Raw genomic sequence first — 15,577 nt, forward strand, 5'->3', positions numbered from 1 at the left:
AACACTAGGAGTTTATATGGAGGTTTTTCTTTCTGTCGTGGCTACTTTATTTTGTGTGTTTTTAGTAGCCTATTTTATTCTTAACAAATACAATCCTATCTTTACTTTTTTTCTCTCAGGTATTGTTATCTTAATCATCATTTCTTTAGCAACTGGTGAGTCTGTGCTAAAACAAAGCTTAGGAAATCCTGTTTTTGATGTCTTTGGCTTTGTAACTCAAACTTTTAAAACTAATTTAGCTGGTGTGGGGCTTATTATAATGTCTGTTGCAGGTTTTGCAGCTTATATGAAACACATTAATGCTTCGGCAAAGTTAGCTTTTGTAGCAAATAAACCACTAGGCAAGATTAAAAATAAATACCTAGTTTTAAGTGGAACTTTTGTGGTGGGTATGGCTTTAAAAATAGTTATTTCAAGCTACACAGGATTGTTGCTTTTATTGCTTGCTTCGATTTATCCTGTTTTAATCACCATAGGAATTCGTCCTATTACTGCTGTATCAGTTTTATCATTAATTGCACTTGATTATGGTCCTAAAGATGGAAATTCTATAAATTTAGCAGATATGGTAGGCATTGAAAATGTTGTTGCTATGTTTTTTGAATACCAAATTTATCCTGTTATAGCTTACGTTGTTGTGATAGCTTTGCTTATTCCGTTTTATTATAGTTATATGGATAAAAAAGACTTAGCAAAAGGTGTTGTGGATAATATCGAACACATGGAAATAAAAAACCCAAATTGTCCTTTATTTTATATTTTCTTGCCTTGGCTTCCTATAGTGTTTTTATTTTGTGCTTATTTTGCAAATTTATATGGATATAAAGTGAAGCTAGATGTGGTGAGTGCCAATTTTTTAAGTATAAGTTTGGTTTTTATTTTAGAGTATGTTAGACATAAAGACGCAAAAAAACTTGCAGATGATTTGATGGTGATACTAAAAGCTATGGCAGAAATTTTTGTAAGTGTTGTTTGTATTATCATTGCAGCTTCTATTTTTGCAGAAGGTATTAAAGCGTTAAAAGGTATAGAGCATTTAGCCTTAGCAGTTTCTTCTATGGGGGCTTCTGCTGTGTTGCTTACTATTATAGTTTTAAGCTTTATTGTGTATTTTGCAAGTGTGATTATGGGTAGTGGGATTGCTGCTTTTAATGCTTTTGGAAGACTTGCTCCAGATATTGCTCAAAAACTAGGGATTAATCCTGTCTCACTAGCTTTGCCACTTGAGATTGCTTCTTGTTTAGGGCGTGCTGCCTCGCCGATATCGGGTGGAATTTTAGCCTTAGCAGGCTTTGCAAAATTAGATCCTATAGCCATTGTTAAAAGATCTACTCCTATGTTGCTTGTAGGAATGGCTTTGAATATCCTAATAGCTTGGTATTTTGCATAAATTTAGAGTGATGACTTTTAACTATCACTCTAAAATAACCCCTTCATTTAGCACAACTTCGCCTATTACGTAAGCGTCTGAGCTTTCTAAAACTTTTCCTACATTAGATGGATCTACTACCATAACTAAACCCACACCCATATTAAAGCTTCTATACATTTCAGCCTCTTCTACACTTTGGCCTATTTGGTAAAAAATTTCAGGAGTTTTTAAATGATGTTTTCTAATAATTGCGCCTATTCCTCTTGGGAAAACTCTAGGTAAATTTTCTACCAAACCACCACCTGTTATATGAGCTAGTGCATTAATGAATGGTTTTAATTTTAAAAAGTCTTTTACATAAATTCTTGTAGGTTCAAGTAAGATATCGATTAAATTTTTACTCTCTATTTTATCATCAAATTTAAGATTTTGTGCTTCAAATAGTACTTTTCTAGCTAAAGAATATCCATTAGAATGAAGCCCACTACTAGGTAGAGCTAGTAAAATATCTCCATTTTTTACAAAATTTCTTCTATCGATTTCATCTTTTTCAGCCATACCCACTGAAAAACCTGCTAAGTCAAAATCGTTACTATGATACATTCCAGGCATTTCAGCAGTTTCTCCGCCTATTAAGGCACAATTTGCTTTTTTACAACCATTAGCAATCCCTGCTACAACTTTTTTAGCAACTTCTACATCTAGCTTTGCAGTTGCATAATAGTCTAGAAAAAACAAAGGTGTAGCAAAGTTGCAAATTAAATCATTCACACACATTGCTACTAAGTCCTCGCCTATGGTGTCAAATTTTTGACTATCAATAGCAAGGCGCAACTTCGTACCCACTCCATCAGTTGCTGCTAACATAACAGGATTTTTAAAACCACTCGGCATAGCAAAAGCACCTGAAAAAGAGCCTATGCCACCTAAAACATTTTCATTAAAAGTTTCTTTTACTAAAGGCTTGATCGCTTCTACAAAAGCATTGCCATTATCTATACTTACGCCCGCATCTTCATAGCTTATATTCATTTATCTTCCTTTAAGAATTTAAAAGGTATTTTAACTAAAAATGTTTTAAGGCTAAATTATGCAAAATGCTTATTTTGTAACTTCAAGTATAGCGGGTGGAAAGTCAAGCTTTATAAAAATAGTTCAAAATTTGGGTTTTGATACTTTAAGTGCAGATGTGATAGCTCATGAGCTTTTAAATGAAAATGCAAATTTTATAGCTAAGCTTTTTAACAATGATGATTTAATCATAACAGGAAAAATAGATAGAAAAAAACTTGGCACTATTGTATTTAATGATTTAAATGCCAAAAAAAAGTTAGAAGATTTTTTACATCCTAAAATCAAAGAAGCTATTTTACAAAAAGCCCAAATTTTAGATAAAAAAAACAAGGCTTTTTTTATAGAACTGCCTTTATTTTTTGAAAATAATCACTATCAGAATTTGGGAAAAAGTATATTGATTTATACTCCAAAAGAACTTTTACTTCAAAGATTAATGCAAAGAGATAATTTAGATGAAAATGAAGCCTTAAAAAGAATTAACTTGCAACTTGATATAGAAGAAAAACTAAAAAAAGCAGATTTTGTGATAAAAAATACTTCAGGTTATGAAAATTTTGAGAAAAATGTGCTAAATTTTTTAAAACACACTTTAAAGGTTGAAAAATGAAATTTTACAAGTACTGTGCTAGTGGGAATGATTTTGTGGTGTTTGCAGATAATGAAAAAAAAGATCGTAGCGAATTAGCTAAAATTCTTTGTAATCGTTATGAGGGCATAGGCGCTGATGGGCTTATAGTAGTTGTGCCTCATGATAGATATGATTTTGAATGGGAATTTTATAATTGCGATGGGAGCAAGGCAAGTATGTGCGGTAATGGCTCGCGTGCAGCAGCTCATTTTGCTCATCATTATTTAAAAAAATCTCAATATTTAAATTTCTTAACTGGCGCAGGACTTATAAAATCTTTTGTTGATGATGATATAGTCGAAATCAAACTTAGCGGGGTAAAAGATATCAAAGAAGCTTTTGAGTATAAAGGTAGAATTTGGCAAGGCTGTAATACTGGCGTTCCGCATATAGTAACCTTTGTTGATGATTTAAATGAATTTGATGTAAATTTATGCAAAGAAGTGCGTAAAAGATACAATGCAAATGTTAATTTTGCTAAAGTAGAAGATGATAAATTTATAAGAGTTAGAACTTATGAACGCGGGGTGGAAGATGAGACTTTAGCTTGCGGTACGGGCATGGGGGCATGTTTTTATCTAGCGTATTTAAATCAAGAGGCAAAAGATGATATTTTGGTAAAACCAAAAAGTAACGAAAGTTTGTATTTTAGATTAGAAGAGGATCAAATATTTTTTAGAGGAAAGGTGAAGTGTTGTTTTGAAGCTGATTGTAATTTTGCTTAGTAGTGTTTTATTTTTAAAAGCTGAATTTATAGCAGGTTTTGATGAACAATATTATGCTTTAAGTATAAAAGAAAAGCGTGAAGTTTTTATCAAAAAAATCAATGCTTTATTGGATGTTTCTTTTAAAGAGATAGAAAAGGAAAAAGAATTTATAGAATTTTTCTTTAAAGAAGCTATAAAGAATAATTTTAGAAAGTTAAATACTAATGCTTTGCAAAAACTATGGTTTTTAAAAGAAAAATACCGTGTTAAAAATTTATATGATCACAAAGAATATCAAGTACGCATCCAAAAGGTGCCAAAATCTTTAGCCATAGCTCAAGCAATTATTGAAAGTGCAACTGGTACAAGTCGTTTTGCTAAAGAGGCAAATAATTTATTTGGTGAGTGGACTTGGGGCGAAAAAGGTTTGGTGCCAAAGGAAAGAGGCGAGGGTAAAACCCATAAAATTCGTATATTTGATAGCTTGCAAGAAAGTGTGGATTCGTACCTGCTTAATTTAAATCGCCATGATGCTTATAAAGAATTCAGAGCTTGGCGGTGGAATGCGATAAGCGAAAATGAAAAGCTTGATGGTAAAGAAGCGGCAAGTCATTTAGAAAAATATTCAGAGATTAAAAGTAATTACACTGAGCTGATTTTATCCATCATCGAGCAATATAAGCTTGATGAGTTAGACTAATTACCCAAGGCCCACTCATCAAAAGGTAAAATCATCACGCGCATCCCTTCAACGAAAAACTCATCTCTTTGTGAAAGCGTGATGATATAAATAGTCGAAAGCGTAAGTTGATTTTTGCTAAGGATTTTTTTGACTTTTAAGCTAAGCAAATCTTTATCTTTAAAGGGTGAGCATAAAAATGCATTTTTAAGACTTGGTAAGTAAAAATCAAAATGTTTAGTATAAAAAATTTTTTGCTTAAATTTAAATAACTCACTTAAAATCAAATTTTCAAACAAAGTACTAAAGTCTTTTTGTATGCTTAGGGAATTTTTTAGTGAAAAGTCCCAAAAATATACTTTTTTTAAATTCTTTTCAAGATTTTTTACAAAATATAAAGTATAGTTTGATTCTAGTTTTTCTATGCTTTTATATAAGGTATCTTTGGAAATTTTTATACTGTTTTTTAGAGTTTTTAATAACTCATTAACGCTAAATTCACTCCCAAGTTCTAAGGCGATTTGTTTGAGTATGGTAAGCTCTAATGGGGTATAAAAGCTTTTTAAGTATGATGAGTTTGTGTTAAAGTTGTGATTTAAAATCACATTGCGTCCCGTGTGTAAAAAATAACTTACCATTGTTTTAGTATCAGCATATTTTTTGTTCAGGCTTAAAAATTCTTCAAAATCTAAATAATCTAAATGAAGTTCTTCAAACTGATCTAAACAAAAATTACTATCACAAACACTTAATATAATTTGTAAATTAAGGTGTTTTAAACTAGCAAAGTCAAAATCATGAGTAAAGTTACAAAGTGCTAAAAATTTAATCTGTGGATTATAAGTTAAAAACGAATTTAAATTTACTAAAGCGCTTACTTGAAATTTTAAATCATCACAATCAATAAAAAGTATATTTTCTGCTTTATATAAAGACAAAAAATTTAAAATCAAATTTTTCTTACCACTTGCAAAACCACCTTTTATGATGATGTTTTTATGGGTTTGGATTTGAATTTTTCTTTCATCAAATTTTTGAAATTTTGGGTAATTATCGTAAAAAAATTGTAGCGATTTCATAGATTTCTTTATACTAAATGGTGGAGCATAGCGGGTTCGAACCGCTGACCCCAACGCTGCCAGCGTTGTGCTCTCCCAGCTGAGCTAATGCCCCTTTAGATTTTGAAATCATACTATATTTTTTCTTAGATTTTCTTAATGCATAAAAAATCTTGTAAAATTTATAAAATTTAATTTTCATCCTTTTTAAAAGGAAAATAATTAAAAAAAATGTATAAATTTCTTGACATAGCAAAGTATGTTTTTATATAATCTCAACATCATTTTATATGGTGGTTAGATTCTTATGGGTCTAACGAGTTCTTTACAAAGGAAAAAATATGGAAAGAATCAGGCTTAAGCTAAAAGCTTATGACCACAGAGTTCTAGATCGCACAGTTGCAGCAATTGTAGAAGCTGTTAAAAGAACAGGTGCTGACATCAGAGGTCCAGTGCCAATGCCTACAAAAATCAAAAGATACACAGTTTTGAAATCTCCACACATCAATAAAGATTCACGCGAACAATTTGAGATGAGAATTCATGCTCGTATGCTTGATATTGTAGCAGCTACTCCAGATACAGTAGATTCACTCACTAAGCTTGACTTGGCTCCAGAGGTCAATGTTGAAGTAAGAGCTATGGGTAAATAAGGATAGAATATGGAATACATTGTAGAAAAAATTGGTATGAGTAGAACAATCAGCACACCAAGCATTCCTGTAACCTTACTTAAACTTGTTCAAACTAAAGTATGTGAAGTGGAAAATGGAAAAGCTTTGGTTGCTTATGTAAAAGGCAAAGCAAATAATAAATGCATTGCAGGTCAGCAAAAAAAATACAATCTTTCAGCTGAATATAATAGATTTGCTTCTTTAGAAGTAGCAAACACAGAAGCAGGCGATATTGATCTTAATCCTTTAAAAGAAGCTTCTATTTTAAAAGTAAGCTTTAATTCTAAAGGTAGAGGTTATAGTGGGGTTGTTAAAAGACATGGATTTGCCGGAGGTCCTGCAAGTCATGGTTCAAGATTCCACAGACGCCACGGATCAATCGGTAACCGCGAATGGCCAGGTCGTGTTCAACCAGGTATGAAAATGGCAGGTCATTATGGTAATGTAAAAGTTACTGTTAAAAATGAAGTGGTTTCATTTGATGAAGAAAATGGCATCTTAGTAGTAAAAGGTGCGGTACCAGGATTTAATGGTGCTATGGGTAAAATAAGGATTGCAAAATGAGTAAAGTAACTGTTTTAAATGATAAGTTTGAAAAAGCTAGTGAACTCGATCTTCCAGCAAAATATGCAGAAGTTAATCCTCACAACCTTTATTTATATGTAAAATCTTATCTTGCTAGCCTTAGAGCAAACACAGCTCATACTAAAGGTAGAAGCGATGTAAGCGGTGGTGGTAAAAAACCATGGAGACAAAAAGGTCGTGGTGGTGCAAGAGCAGGTTCAACAAGAACGAATGTTTGGGTTGGTGGTGCCGTAGCATTTGGTCCTACAAACAATCGTAATTATTTCCAAAAAGTTAATAAAAAACAAAAACGCTTAGCGCTTGAAAGAGCATTGGCTGATAAAGCACAAAACAATGCATTATTCTCAGTAGATAGTTTAAGCATTGAAAGCGGTAAAACAAAAGATGCAAATGCAGTTATTAAAAAGCTTGGTTTAAAAGATGCTTTAATTGTAAAAGATTTACTAGATGAAAAAACACTTCTTGCTTTTAGAAACTTAGCAAATTGCTATGTAGTTGATATTAGCGAAGTAAATGCTTATTTAGTATCTGTATTTAATGCTGTTATCATTGAAAAAGCAGCGCTTGAATCTATCGTAAAAGAGGGTTAAAATGGCAGATATTACTGATATAAAAACAATACTTTACACTGAAAAAAGCTTAAACCTTCAAGAGCAAGGTGTTGTAGTTATTCAAACTTCTCCAAAAATGACTAAAAATGGTCTAAAAGAAGTTTTAAGAGAATATTTTGGTGTAACTCCAGTAAGAATTAATTCTTTAAAAATGGATGGAAAAGTAAAGCGTTTTAGAGGTCGTGAAGGTCAAAGAAATAGCTTTAAAAAATTCTATGTTAAGCTACCAGAAGGTGTGAGCTTAGAAAGTTCGGAGGCATAAGATGGCAATTAAAACTTATAAACCATATACTCCAAGTAGAAGATACATCACAGGTGTAAGCTCTGATGATATCACAGCAAAAGCTAGTGTACGTTCATTACTTGTAAAACTTCCAGCTCATGCAGGTCGTAACAATAATGGTAGAATCACAAGCCGTCATAAAGAAGCAGGTGCTAAAAAACTTTACAGAATTATAGATTTTAAAAGAAGAAAATTTGGTATTGAAGGTAAAGTTGAAGCAATCGAGTACGATCCATACAGAAATTGTCGTATTGCATTAATCTCTTATAAAGATGGTGAAAAAAGATACATCTTGCAACCAAAAGGTTTAAGCGTTGGTGATGTTATTTGTGCTGCTGAAAGCGGACTTGACATTAAACCAGGTAATGCAATGAAATTAAGAAATATCCCAGTGGGTACTATCGTACACAATATCGAGTTAAAGCCAGGTAAAGGCGGTCAAATGATCCGTTCAGCGGGTGCTTATGCTCAATTAATGGGTAAAGAAGAAAAATACGTTATTTTAAGACTTGCAAGTGGTGAAATGAGACAAGTTTTAGCTGAATGTATGGCAAGTATCGGTGAAGTTGGTAATGAAGAATGGTCAAATGTGACTATCGGTAAAGCAGGTAGAAATCGCCATAGAGGTATTCGTCCTCAAACAAGAGGTTCTGCGATGAACCCAGTTGATCACCCGCACGGTGGGGGTGAAGGTAAGAAAAACTCAGGCCGTCATCCAGTTACTCCATGGGGTAAACCAACTAAAGGTGCTAAAACTCGCCGTAAAAAAGCTAGCGATAAGCTAATAATTTCAAGAAGAAAAGGAAAGTAAGATGGCTAGGTCACTAAAAAAAGGTCCTTTTGTTGATGACCATGTAATGAAAAAAGTCATCGCTGCTAAAAAAGCTAACGATGGTAAGCCAATTAAAACTTGGTCAAGACGCAGCACTATTATACCTGATATGATAGGTTTAACTTTTAATGTTCATAATGGAAAAAGCTTTATCCCAGTATATGTTACTGAAAATCATATCGGTTACAAATTAGGTGAATTTGCACCTACTAGAACATTTAAGGGTCACAAAGGCTCTGTTCAGAAAAAAATAGGTAAGTAAGGGAGATTTATGAGTAGAGCGTTAATTAAATTCATAAGATTATCTCCAACTAAAGCGAGATTGATTGCTAGAGAAGTTCAAGGTATGAATGCAGAGCTTGCATTAGCTAGTTTGAAATTTATGCCAAATAAAGGTGCTAAATTTATAGCAAATGCTATTTCAAGTGCTGTAGCAAATGGCGGATTTGAAGCAAATGAAGTTGTTGTTTCAAGTTGTCGTGTTGATGCTGGTGCGGTTTTAAAAAGATTTAGACCAAGAGCTAGAGGAAGTGCTAGTCGTATTAGAAAGCCAACTTCACACATTTTGGTAGAAGTTAGTAAAGTAGAAGCAAGTGCTGAAAAAACTACAAAAGCTAAAAAAGCATCAGTGAAAAAGGAAAGCTAATATGGGACAAAAAGTAAATCCGATTGGTTTAAGACTAGGAATTAATAGAAATTGGGAATCAAGATGGTTTCCTACAAAAGCTAATTTAGCAGAAAATATTGGTGAAGATTATAAAATCAGAACTTTCTTAAAAAGAAAACTTTATTATGCAGGAATTAGCCAAATTCTTGTAGAAAGAACAGCGAAAAAATTAAGAGTAACTGTTGTAGCTGCAAGACCAGGGATTATTATTGGTAAAAAAGGTAGTGATGTTGATATTTTAAGAAAAGAACTTCAAGATTTAATCAAAAAAGAAGTTAATATCAATATCAAAGAAGAAAGAAAAGCAGGTGCTTCAGCTCAGCTTGCAGCTGAAAGTGTTGCTACTCAACTTGAAAAAAGAATTGCTTTTAGAAGAGCAATGAAAAAAGTAATTCAAGGAGCGCAAAAAGCAGGTGCTAAAGGGATTAAAGTTTCAGTTTCAGGCCGTTTAGGTGGTGCTGAAATGGCAAGAACTGAATGGTACTTAGAAGGTCGTGTTCCACTTCACACTTTAAGAGCAAAAATTGATTACGGTTTTGCAGAAGCACATACTACTTATGGAAATATAGGTATTAAAGTATGGATCTTCAAAGGTGAAGTTTTACAAAAGGGTGTTCAACCTGAAAAAACCGAAGAAAACGCTCCAGCTAAAAAAACTAGAAGAGCAAGAAGAGGTAAATAATCATGTTAATGCCAAAAAGAACAAAATATCGTAAAATGATGAAAGGGCGTAACAGAGGTTATGCCAACAGAGGGACTGAATTTACTTTTGGTGATTTTGCCCTAAAAGCAACTGAAGCTGGCCGTATCAATTCACGTCAAATCGAAGCAGCTCGTATTGCTTTAACTCGTTTTGTAAAAAGACAAGGTAAAACTTGGATTAGAGTTTTCCCAGATAAACCTCTAACTAAAAAACCTTTAGAAACTCGTATGGGTAAAGGTAAAGGTGCAGTTGAGGAATGGGTAATGAACATTAAACCAGGTCGTATTATTTATGAAATGGCAGGGGTTAATGAAGAAATGGCAAGACAAGCTTTAACTTTAGCGATGCACAAATTGCCATTTAAAACTAAGTTTGTTACAAGAGAGAGCCAAAATGAAATATACTGAGATTAAAGATAAAACAGCAGGTGAGCTTGCAACAATGCTAAAAGAAAAAAAGGTGCTTTTATTTACTTTAAGACAAAAGCTAAAAACAATGCAGCTAACTAATCCTAAAGAGATTAGCGAAGTTAAAAAAGACATCGCTAGAATCAATACTGCAATTAGCGCTTTAAAATAAGGATAGAAAATGGCATTTAAAAGAGAAATTCAAGGCGTTGTTGTTCAAATTGCTGGAGATAAAACAGCAACAATTTTGGTTGAAAGAAAAGTGGTTCACCCAAAATACAGAAAAATCGTAAAACGCTTTAAAAAATATTTAATTCATGATGAAAGAAATGAACTTAAAGTGGGAAATACTGTAGTTGCTATTGAATGTAGACCACTTTCTAAGAGAAAATCGTTTCGCTTAAAAACTATAGTATCAGCAGGAGTTGAGTAATGATTCAAAGTTTTACTAGGCTTGCAGTTGCTGATAATAGCGGTGCAAAAGAATTAATGTGTATTAAGGTTTTAGGTGGTAGTAAAAGAAGATACGCTACTGTTGGTGATGTAATCGTTGCATCTGTAAAAAAAGCTCTACCAAATGGTAAAGTTAAAAAAGGTCAAGTAGTAAAAGCAGTTATCGTTAGAACTAAAAAAGAAATTCATAGAGATAATGGTTCTTTAATTCGTTTTGATGAAAATGCAGCAGTTATTCTTGATGCTAAAAGAGAGCCTATCGGAACGCGTATTTTTGGACCAGTAGGTCGTGAAGTAAGATATGGTGGCTTTATGAAAATTGTTTCACTAGCACCGGAGGTGTTGTAATGAAATTAAAAATTAAAAAGAATGATATGGTAAAAATTATCGCAGGCGATGACAAAGGTAAAACAGGTAAAGTTTTGGCAGTATTTCCTAAAACAAATAAAGTAATTGTTGAGGGTTGTAAAATCGCTAAAAAAGCTGTTAAGCCAAGTGATAAAAATCCAAATGGCGGTTTTATCAATAAAGAAATGCCAATGGATATTTCAAATGTAGCAAAGGCAGGAGAATAAGATGATGAGATTGAAAGAAAAATATACTCAAAATATCAAACCTGCTTTAGTAAAAGAATTTGATATCAAAAATCCTATGCTTATTCCTTTTATTGAAAAAATTGTAATCAGCGTAGGTGCTGGGGAATTAGCAAAAGATCAAAAAGTATTACAAAATGTTGCAGATACTATTTCATTGATCGCTGGGCAAAAAGCAGTTATTACAAAAGCCAAAAAATCAGTTGCTGGTTTTAAAGTAAGAGAAGGCTTTCCAGTAGGAGTAATGGTAACATTAAGAAAAGACAATATGTATGCTTTTTTAGATAAGCTTATTACTATAGCTCTTCCTCGTGTTAAAGACTTTAGAGGTCTTCCAAGAGATGGTTTTGATGGAAGAGGAAACTATAACTTTGGTTTAGATGAGCAGTTAATGTTCCCAGAAGTTGAATATGATAAAATATTAAGAACTCATGGTATGAACATTTCTATCGTTACAACAGCAAAATCAGATAAAGAGGCACAAAAATTATTAGAATTATTTGGCGTGCCATTTGCAAAAGGAAAGTAATATGGCTAAAAAATCAATGATTGCAAAAGCTGCCCGCAAACCTAAATTTAGTGTTAGAGGGTATACTAGATGCCAAATTTGTGGAAGACCACATTCAGTTTATAGAGATTTTGGAATTTGCAGAGTTTGCTTAAGAAAAATGGCAAATGAAGGTTTAATTCCTGGTCTTAAAAAAGCAAGTTGGTAAGAGGAAAGAACCATGATAAATGATTTAATTTCAGATTCACTAACAAGAATTAGAAATGCAGGGATGAGAAGATTAGAAACTACTCAACTTTTGCATTCTAAAGTTATCGAAGCTTTACTTGGAATTTTCCAAGCTAAAGGCTATATTGAAAGCTTTAATGTTATTGAAGAGGATAAAAAGAAATTCATCAATGTAGTTTTAAAATACGATGAAAAAGGTAAAAGCGTAATTAATGAAGTTAAACGTATTTCTAAACCTGGTCGTCGTGTTTATAAAGGCAAAGATGAGATTAAAAGATTTAAAAACGGTTATGGTACTATTGTAGTAAGTACTTCAAAAGGTGTTTTAGCTAACGACGAAGCTTACAAAGCAGGCGTTGGCGGTGAAGTTTTATGTACTATTTGGTAAGAGTTTCTACTTTTTATGGTATTCGGTATCCATTCTTATAAAGTAGTCATATCGTAGACAAGTAAAAAGGAAAAATGAATGTCTCGTATAGGTAAACAACCAGTTGCTATTCCAAGTGGAGTAGAAGTAAAATTAGAAGGTAACTTGCTAAAATTCAAAAAAGGAAATTTAGCAAAAGAGCTTGATACAAAAGCAAATGTTAATGTTGAGATTAAAGAAGGGCAAATTCTTTTCTCTCCTAAAGGTGAAGATAGACAAAGTAGAGCTTATTGGGGAACTTATAGAGCTTTAGCTCAAAACATCATCATCGGCTTAACTGATGGTTTTAGCAAAACTTTAGAAATCAACGGTGTTGGTTATAAAGCTGCGCTAAAAGGTAAAGTTCTTGAACTTGCTTTAGGTTTTTCTCATCCTATCAACTATGCTATTCCAGAAGGCATAGAAATTACTGTTGATAAAAACAATGTTATTATCAAAGGTAGCGATAAGCAAGTGGTAGGTCAAGTTGCTGCTCAAATTCGTGAATTTAGACCACCTGAGCCTTACAAAGGAAAAGGTGTTAAATATTCAGATGAGCGTATTATCCGCAAAGCTGGTAAGACATCTAAGAAGTAAGGATAGAATATGAGAGCAAATGTATTAAAAAGAAAAATATCTTTAAGAATTAAAAGAAAAAAAAGAATTAGAGCAAAAATTTCAGGAACACAAGCTCTTCCAAGAGTTTCTGTTTTTAAATCAAACAGAACTTTATATATCCAAGCTATCGATGATGTTAAAGCAGTAACTTTAGCAGCAGTAGATGGAAGAAAAATTGGTGTTAAAGCAAATAAAGAAGGCGCTAAAAAAATAGCAGCTGAATTTGCAAAAGTTTTAAAAGCTAAAAACATAGAAGAAGCAGTGTTTGATAGAAATGGTTATTTATACCATGGTGTGATTGCAGCATTAGCTGAAGCACTAAGAGAAAACGGAATCAAACTATAACCCAAAAGGAAGATCGATGGAAAAATATAATAGAGAAGAATTTGAAGAAGTAATCGTCGATATCGGCAGGGTTACTAAGGTTGTTAAAGGTGGTAGAAGATTTAGATTTACTGCTTTAGTTATCGTTGGAAATAGAAAAGGTTTAGTTGGTGTGGGCTATGGAAAAGCTAAAGAAGTTCCAGATGCTATAAGAAAAGCAGTTGATGATGCTTTTAAAAATATTGTTGAAGTTAAAACAAAAGGTTCAACTATCCCTCATGATGTAGAAGTAAAATACAACGCAAGTAGAATTTTACTTAAACCAGCAAGCGAAGGTACAGGGGTTATTGCAGGTGGTTCGACACGTCCTATCGTGGAACTTGCAGGTATTAAAGACATTTTAACTAAGTCTTTAGGTTCAAATAATTCAGCAAATGTTGTGCGTGCTACTATCAAAGCACTTACAATGCTTAAAGGATAATCAATGAATTTAACAAAAGCACCAGGTTCAACACATAAAACCAAAAGAATAGGCCGTGGTCAAGGTAGTGGTATGGGTAAAACTTCTACTAAAGGTGGAAAAGGCCAAACTGCTAGAAAAGGTTATAATGAAAAAAGAGGTTTTGAAGGGGGTCAACAACCACTTCAAAGACGTTTACCAAAAGTAGGCTTTACTTCTAAATTTGAAAAACCTTATGTGATTAATGTTGAAAAAATCACAGCAATCAAAGAGCTTAGCGAAATTACTTTTGAAACAATTAATAGTATTCATAAACTTTCAAAAAATGTAAATAAAGTTAAGCTTATTGGAGCAAGCGCTAAAGATCTTGCTAGTAAAATTAAAGACGAGAAGATCACTTTTAGCGGACAAAAATAATGAATAAAACATTGACAAATAAAATTCTCATAACATTGGCTTTTTTATTCGCTTATAGAATATTAGCTTATGTTCCAGTTCCGGGGGTTAATGTCAGTGTTATCAAGGAATTTTTTGATTCTAATGCATCTAATGCATTAGGCTTGTTTAATATGTTTAGCGGGGGTGCTGCTGAAAGACTTAGCATCATCTCTCTAGGCATTATGCCTTATATTACTGCTTCGATTATTATGGAGCTTTTAGCGGCAACTTTTCCTAATATAGGAAAAATGAAAAAAGAACGCGATGGTATGCAAAAATATATGCAAATTATCCGTTATGCTACTATAGCTATCACTTTGATACAAAGTATAGGCGTTTCTATAGGCTTACAAAGTCTTCATGGAAAAGCAGGTCAATCAGCTATTATGATTGATATGAATACTTTTATCGCACTTTCTGCTGTTTCTATGCTTGCAGGTACCATGCTTTTGATGTGGATAGGTGAGCAAATCACTCAACGCGGTATAGGAAATGGTATTTCTTTAATTATCTTTGGTGGTATTGTTTCTACAATTCCAGGTGCAATTAGTGGAACAGTAAATTTGGTAAATACAGGCGAGATGAATTTCTTGACTATCATTGCCATTTTAGTTGTAATTTTACTTACTATTTGGGCTATTATAGTAGTAGAACTTGGAGAAAGAAGAATTCCTATTTCTTACTCAAGAAAAGTAATCATGCAAAATCAAAATAAACGCATTATGAATTATATACCTATTAAGATCAACTTAAGTGGTGTTATTCCTCCTATTTTTGCAAGTGCGATTTTGATGTTTCCAAGTACTATTTTACAAACAAGTACAAATGAATATGTGTTAAAAATTTATGACTTTTTAAATCCAAATGGATTTTTCTTTCATATTTTAACATTCTTACTTGTTATTTTCTTTGCGTATTTTTATGCATCAATTGTATTTAACGCAAAAGATATAGCCGAAAATCTTAAAAGACAAGGTGGTTTCATACCAGGTATTAGACCAGGTGAAGGAACTGCAAATTATCTTAATGAAGTAGCATCAAGACTTACCTTGTCAGGTTCTATTTATTTAGGGCTTGTAGCTACATTACCATGGCTTATTGTGAAGTTGTTTGGTGTACCTTTTTATTTTGGTGGAACTTCTGTTTTGATTGTGGTTCAAGTAGCACTTGATACAATGAGAAAAATTGAAGCCCAAATTTATATGAATAAATACCAAACTTTAAGTGCAGTAGGCTTATAAGAAAGTAGATTTTCTACTTTCTTCC

Annotated in this window: 27 protein-coding genes and 1 tRNA gene; 25 read left to right on the forward strand and 3 right to left on the reverse strand. The window is 32.7% G+C overall.

Annotation, left to right across the window (positions count from 1 at the left end; all coding sequences use genetic code 11):
* Positions 1–16 precede the first annotated feature (16 nt).
* Entirely contained in the window at positions 17–1,390 is a 1,374-nt protein-coding gene (gene dcuC, locus CLCT_RS00255) for a C4-dicarboxylate transporter DcuC (RefSeq protein WP_149061924.1), read from the forward strand.
* A gap of 24 nt (positions 1,391–1,414) precedes the next feature.
* Here dcuC and purM read toward each other — a convergent pair whose 3' ends face one another.
* Entirely contained in the window at positions 1,415–2,404 is a 990-nt protein-coding gene (gene purM / locus CLCT_RS00260; RefSeq protein ID WP_149061925.1) for a phosphoribosylformylglycinamidine cyclo-ligase, read from the reverse strand.
* A gap of 58 nt (positions 2,405–2,462) precedes the next feature.
* Here purM and coaE point away from each other — a divergent pair, with 58 nt between their 5' ends.
* The 3 genes from coaE to CLCT_RS00275 are packed head-to-tail and all read left to right on the forward strand — an operon-like array spanning position 2,463 to position 4,484.
* Positions 2,463–3,056, forward strand: coding sequence for a dephospho-CoA kinase (gene coaE / locus CLCT_RS00265; RefSeq protein ID WP_039667826.1), 594 nt, complete (start codon positions 2,463–2,465; stop codon positions 3,054–3,056).
* The gene (gene dapF / locus CLCT_RS00270; protein WP_149061926.1) at positions 3,053–3,802 is read left to right on the forward strand and encodes a diaminopimelate epimerase; all 750 of its coding nucleotides are present in this window, start codon (positions 3,053–3,055) and stop codon (positions 3,800–3,802) included. Before coaE ends, dapF begins: the two co-directional genes overlap by 4 nt.
* Positions 3,777–4,484, forward strand: coding sequence for a glucosaminidase domain-containing protein (locus tag CLCT_RS00275; RefSeq protein WP_149061927.1), 708 nt, complete (start codon positions 3,777–3,779; stop codon positions 4,482–4,484). The genes dapF and CLCT_RS00275 overlap by 26 nt, the downstream gene beginning before the upstream one ends.
* On the opposite strand, the gene CLCT_RS00280 is transcribed toward CLCT_RS00275, so the two are convergent.
* Together CLCT_RS00280 and CLCT_RS00285 are read right to left on the reverse strand one after the other, a co-directional pair.
* Positions 4,481–5,542, reverse strand: a complete 1,062-nt coding sequence (locus tag CLCT_RS00280; RefSeq protein WP_149061928.1) for an ATP-binding protein — start codon at positions 5,540–5,542, stop codon at positions 4,481–4,483. The two genes, CLCT_RS00275 and CLCT_RS00280, sit on opposite strands and share 4 nt — an antisense overlap.
* An 18-nt stretch (positions 5,543–5,560) precedes the next feature.
* A tRNA-Ala gene (locus tag CLCT_RS00285) sits at positions 5,561–5,636 on the reverse strand.
* A 226-nt stretch (positions 5,637–5,862) separates the two neighbouring features.
* On the opposite strand from CLCT_RS00285, the gene rpsJ reads away from it, so the two are divergent.
* From rpsJ to secY, 21 genes are all read left to right on the forward strand, one after another.
* Positions 5,863–6,174, forward strand: coding sequence for a 30S ribosomal protein S10 (gene rpsJ, locus CLCT_RS00290; RefSeq protein WP_012660810.1), 312 nt, complete (start codon positions 5,863–5,865; stop codon positions 6,172–6,174).
* Positions 6,175–6,183: 9 nt separating this feature from the next.
* On the forward strand, positions 6,184–6,759 hold the full coding sequence (rplC, locus tag CLCT_RS00295; RefSeq protein WP_012660811.1) for a 50S ribosomal protein L3: 576 nt from the start codon (positions 6,184–6,186) through the stop codon (positions 6,757–6,759).
* Positions 6,756–7,370, forward strand: coding sequence for a 50S ribosomal protein L4 (rplD, locus tag CLCT_RS00300; protein WP_039617137.1), 615 nt, complete (start codon positions 6,756–6,758; stop codon positions 7,368–7,370). The genes rplC and rplD overlap by 4 nt, the downstream gene beginning before the upstream one ends.
* A gap of 1 nt (position 7,371) precedes the next feature.
* Complete coding sequence (locus CLCT_RS00305) at positions 7,372–7,653, forward strand: 50S ribosomal protein L23 (protein WP_039617139.1); 282 nt, start codon at positions 7,372–7,374, stop codon at positions 7,651–7,653.
* A gap of 1 nt (position 7,654) precedes the next feature.
* The gene (gene rplB / locus CLCT_RS00310) at positions 7,655–8,485 is read left to right on the forward strand and encodes a 50S ribosomal protein L2 (protein ID WP_039667830.1); all 831 of its coding nucleotides are present in this window, start codon (positions 7,655–7,657) and stop codon (positions 8,483–8,485) included.
* A 1-nt stretch (position 8,486) separates the two neighbouring features.
* Positions 8,487–8,768 carry a 30S ribosomal protein S19 gene (rpsS, locus tag CLCT_RS00315; protein ID WP_039617142.1) on the forward strand — a complete coding sequence of 94 codons (282 nt, stop codon included), beginning with the start codon at positions 8,487–8,489 and terminating at the stop codon, positions 8,766–8,768.
* A gap of 9 nt (positions 8,769–8,777) precedes the next feature.
* Complete coding sequence (gene rplV, locus CLCT_RS00320; protein WP_039617143.1) at positions 8,778–9,152, forward strand: 50S ribosomal protein L22; 375 nt, start codon at positions 8,778–8,780, stop codon at positions 9,150–9,152.
* Between the two features lies 1 nt (position 9,153).
* Entirely contained in the window at positions 9,154–9,855 is a 702-nt protein-coding gene (gene rpsC / locus CLCT_RS00325; protein ID WP_039617145.1) for a 30S ribosomal protein S3, read from the forward strand.
* A 2-nt stretch (positions 9,856–9,857) separates the two neighbouring features.
* Entirely contained in the window at positions 9,858–10,283 is a 426-nt protein-coding gene (rplP, locus tag CLCT_RS00330; RefSeq protein WP_012660818.1) for a 50S ribosomal protein L16, read from the forward strand.
* Positions 10,270–10,455, forward strand: a complete 186-nt coding sequence (gene rpmC, locus CLCT_RS00335) for a 50S ribosomal protein L29 (RefSeq protein ID WP_012660819.1) — start codon at positions 10,270–10,272, stop codon at positions 10,453–10,455. Before rplP ends, rpmC begins: the two co-directional genes overlap by 14 nt.
* Before the next feature lie 9 nt (positions 10,456–10,464).
* Positions 10,465–10,716, forward strand: coding sequence for a 30S ribosomal protein S17 (rpsQ, locus tag CLCT_RS00340; protein WP_039617148.1), 252 nt, complete (start codon positions 10,465–10,467; stop codon positions 10,714–10,716).
* Positions 10,716–11,084 (forward strand): 50S ribosomal protein L14, encoded by a 369-nt coding sequence (gene rplN, locus CLCT_RS00345; protein WP_012660821.1) that lies wholly within the window; start codon positions 10,716–10,718, stop codon positions 11,082–11,084. Before rpsQ ends, rplN begins: the two co-directional genes overlap by 1 nt.
* The gene (gene rplX, locus CLCT_RS00350; protein WP_039667831.1) at positions 11,084–11,311 is read left to right on the forward strand and encodes a 50S ribosomal protein L24; all 228 of its coding nucleotides are present in this window, start codon (positions 11,084–11,086) and stop codon (positions 11,309–11,311) included. The genes rplN and rplX overlap by 1 nt, the downstream gene beginning before the upstream one ends.
* A 1-nt stretch (position 11,312) precedes the next feature.
* Positions 11,313–11,858 carry a 50S ribosomal protein L5 gene (gene rplE / locus CLCT_RS00355; RefSeq protein WP_039667832.1) on the forward strand — a complete coding sequence of 182 codons (546 nt, stop codon included), beginning with the start codon at positions 11,313–11,315 and terminating at the stop codon, positions 11,856–11,858.
* Position 11,859: 1 nt separating this feature from the next.
* Positions 11,860–12,045, forward strand: coding sequence for a type Z 30S ribosomal protein S14 (locus CLCT_RS00360; protein WP_012660824.1), 186 nt, complete (start codon positions 11,860–11,862; stop codon positions 12,043–12,045).
* Between the two features lie 12 nt (positions 12,046–12,057).
* Entirely contained in the window at positions 12,058–12,453 is a 396-nt protein-coding gene (gene rpsH, locus CLCT_RS00365) for a 30S ribosomal protein S8 (RefSeq protein WP_039617152.1), read from the forward strand.
* A 78-nt stretch (positions 12,454–12,531) separates the two neighbouring features.
* On the forward strand, positions 12,532–13,068 hold the full coding sequence (gene rplF, locus CLCT_RS00370) for a 50S ribosomal protein L6 (protein ID WP_039617154.1): 537 nt from the start codon (positions 12,532–12,534) through the stop codon (positions 13,066–13,068).
* A 9-nt stretch (positions 13,069–13,077) separates the two neighbouring features.
* A complete protein-coding gene (rplR, locus tag CLCT_RS00375; RefSeq protein ID WP_039617157.1) occupies positions 13,078–13,434 on the forward strand; it encodes a 50S ribosomal protein L18 in 357 nt (118 codons plus the stop codon).
* Positions 13,435–13,450: 16 nt separating this feature from the next.
* Positions 13,451–13,894, forward strand: a complete 444-nt coding sequence (rpsE, locus tag CLCT_RS00380; RefSeq protein WP_039617161.1) for a 30S ribosomal protein S5 — start codon at positions 13,451–13,453, stop codon at positions 13,892–13,894.
* Between the two features lie 3 nt (positions 13,895–13,897).
* Positions 13,898–14,290: a 50S ribosomal protein L15 gene (gene rplO / locus CLCT_RS00385; RefSeq protein WP_039617163.1), complete on the forward strand. Its 393-nt coding sequence runs from the start codon at positions 13,898–13,900 to the stop codon at positions 14,288–14,290.
* Entirely contained in the window at positions 14,290–15,552 is a 1,263-nt protein-coding gene (secY, locus tag CLCT_RS00390; RefSeq protein WP_039667833.1) for a preprotein translocase subunit SecY, read from the forward strand. Before rplO ends, secY begins: the two co-directional genes overlap by 1 nt.
* The last annotated feature ends 25 nt before the right edge of the window (positions 15,553–15,577 follow it).

The organism is Campylobacter lari subsp. concheus, from assembly GCF_008245025.1.
Taxonomy (GTDB): Bacteria; Campylobacterota; Campylobacteria; order Campylobacterales; family Campylobacteraceae; genus Campylobacter_D; species Campylobacter_D concheus.

Bases quoted from the DNA above. Each gene is read 5' to 3' on its own strand.
- dcuC (WP_149061924.1), top strand. From the start codon at position 17: ATGGAGGTTTTTCTTTCTGTCGTGGCTACTTTATTTTGTGTGTTTTTA.
- purM (WP_149061925.1), bottom strand. From the start codon at position 2,404: ATGAATATAAGCTATGAAGATGCGGGCGTAAGTATAGATAATGGCAAT.
- coaE (WP_039667826.1), top strand. From the start codon at position 2,463: ATGCAAAATGCTTATTTTGTAACTTCAAGTATAGCGGGTGGAAAGTCA.
- dapF (WP_149061926.1), top strand. From the start codon at position 3,053: ATGAAATTTTACAAGTACTGTGCTAGTGGGAATGATTTTGTGGTGTTT.
- CLCT_RS00280 (WP_149061928.1), bottom strand. From the start codon at position 5,542: ATGAAATCGCTACAATTTTTTTACGATAATTACCCAAAATTTCAAAAA.
- rpsJ (WP_012660810.1), top strand. From the start codon at position 5,863: ATGGAAAGAATCAGGCTTAAGCTAAAAGCTTATGACCACAGAGTTCTA.
- rplC (WP_012660811.1), top strand. From the start codon at position 6,184: ATGGAATACATTGTAGAAAAAATTGGTATGAGTAGAACAATCAGCACA.
- rplD (WP_039617137.1), top strand. From the start codon at position 6,756: ATGAGTAAAGTAACTGTTTTAAATGATAAGTTTGAAAAAGCTAGTGAA.
- CLCT_RS00305 (WP_039617139.1), top strand. From the start codon at position 7,372: ATGGCAGATATTACTGATATAAAAACAATACTTTACACTGAAAAAAGC.
- rplB (WP_039667830.1), top strand. From the start codon at position 7,655: ATGGCAATTAAAACTTATAAACCATATACTCCAAGTAGAAGATACATC.
- rpsS (WP_039617142.1), top strand. From the start codon at position 8,487: ATGGCTAGGTCACTAAAAAAAGGTCCTTTTGTTGATGACCATGTAATG.
- rplV (WP_039617143.1), top strand. From the start codon at position 8,778: ATGAGTAGAGCGTTAATTAAATTCATAAGATTATCTCCAACTAAAGCG.
- rpsC (WP_039617145.1), top strand. From the start codon at position 9,154: ATGGGACAAAAAGTAAATCCGATTGGTTTAAGACTAGGAATTAATAGA.
- rplP (WP_012660818.1), top strand. From the start codon at position 9,858: ATGTTAATGCCAAAAAGAACAAAATATCGTAAAATGATGAAAGGGCGT.
- rpmC (WP_012660819.1), top strand. From the start codon at position 10,270: ATGAAATATACTGAGATTAAAGATAAAACAGCAGGTGAGCTTGCAACA.
- rpsQ (WP_039617148.1), top strand. From the start codon at position 10,465: ATGGCATTTAAAAGAGAAATTCAAGGCGTTGTTGTTCAAATTGCTGGA.
- rplN (WP_012660821.1), top strand. From the start codon at position 10,716: ATGATTCAAAGTTTTACTAGGCTTGCAGTTGCTGATAATAGCGGTGCA.
- rplX (WP_039667831.1), top strand. From the start codon at position 11,084: ATGAAATTAAAAATTAAAAAGAATGATATGGTAAAAATTATCGCAGGC.
- rplE (WP_039667832.1), top strand. From the start codon at position 11,313: ATGATGAGATTGAAAGAAAAATATACTCAAAATATCAAACCTGCTTTA.
- CLCT_RS00360 (WP_012660824.1), top strand. From the start codon at position 11,860: ATGGCTAAAAAATCAATGATTGCAAAAGCTGCCCGCAAACCTAAATTT.
- rpsH (WP_039617152.1), top strand. From the start codon at position 12,058: ATGATAAATGATTTAATTTCAGATTCACTAACAAGAATTAGAAATGCA.
- rplF (WP_039617154.1), top strand. From the start codon at position 12,532: ATGTCTCGTATAGGTAAACAACCAGTTGCTATTCCAAGTGGAGTAGAA.
- rplR (WP_039617157.1), top strand. From the start codon at position 13,078: ATGAGAGCAAATGTATTAAAAAGAAAAATATCTTTAAGAATTAAAAGA.
- rpsE (WP_039617161.1), top strand. From the start codon at position 13,451: ATGGAAAAATATAATAGAGAAGAATTTGAAGAAGTAATCGTCGATATC.
- rplO (WP_039617163.1), top strand. From the start codon at position 13,898: ATGAATTTAACAAAAGCACCAGGTTCAACACATAAAACCAAAAGAATA.
- secY (WP_039667833.1), top strand. From the start codon at position 14,290: ATGAATAAAACATTGACAAATAAAATTCTCATAACATTGGCTTTTTTA.